Here is a 636-nt window from a genome sequence, read left to right on the forward strand (position 1 = left end):
TGGCCATTTGCTCTTCTTCCATTTCCACCAAAGCATTTACCGAGGGAGCCGCCAGCAGTAAAGGGAGCATTAGTGAGAAGCCGAGAGCGGGCATTCCTTGCGTGCAGATTTCTACTGTAGTTTTGGAAGGGAAACCCCATTTAATACATCGGGACATTTTTTTTATCGTTTGCATGGTCATTTGCTTCTTGCTCCTCAAAAGCATCACAGCCCTGAACCCGGTGTAGGGGTTGTAAGAGTGATGGAGGAATAGACGGTAGCAGAAGGAATTACGGCCGTACCCAGTGTATTTTCACCCAGCATCAAATTGGCCTTAAAGTCCTGCCCCATTGATACAGGACCACCGTTGTTATAACGACTTACGTCCAGACCACTAAAGCCTTCTGTAACCCTTCCCGCGGCTGCACGACCAATCAGCATATTATTAGCGATTATGAGCTTCGGCTTGCCATCACCATCTTCATCATCAGCTCGGATATCGATAATGCCATTATCGAAAGCGATATCGCCTTCTACATTGGCAAAGCGCCAGACTACATCCGGGCGACCGGGCTCACCCAAGCTAAGGTAAGCTCCATAACCGTTTGGGTTACCAATGCCACCCTCCGTCCCCTCATTGCCCAAGACATTATTTAG

1 protein-coding gene and 1 pseudogene are annotated in these 636 nt (G+C 48.7%); both read right to left on the minus strand.

Translation table 11 applies throughout. From position 1 onward, the window contains the following. Positions 1-181: hypothetical protein (locus tag A3730_RS32610; protein ID WP_231883911.1), on the minus strand; the 181-nt coding region annotated here is incomplete at its 3' end. A 23-nt stretch (positions 182-204) separates the two neighbouring features. Then, positions 205-636, minus strand: a pseudogene (locus A3730_RS31385) (hypothetical protein); the annotation flags it as partial.

The sequence above is a fragment of the Alcanivorax sp. HI0044 genome (genome assembly GCF_001634945.1).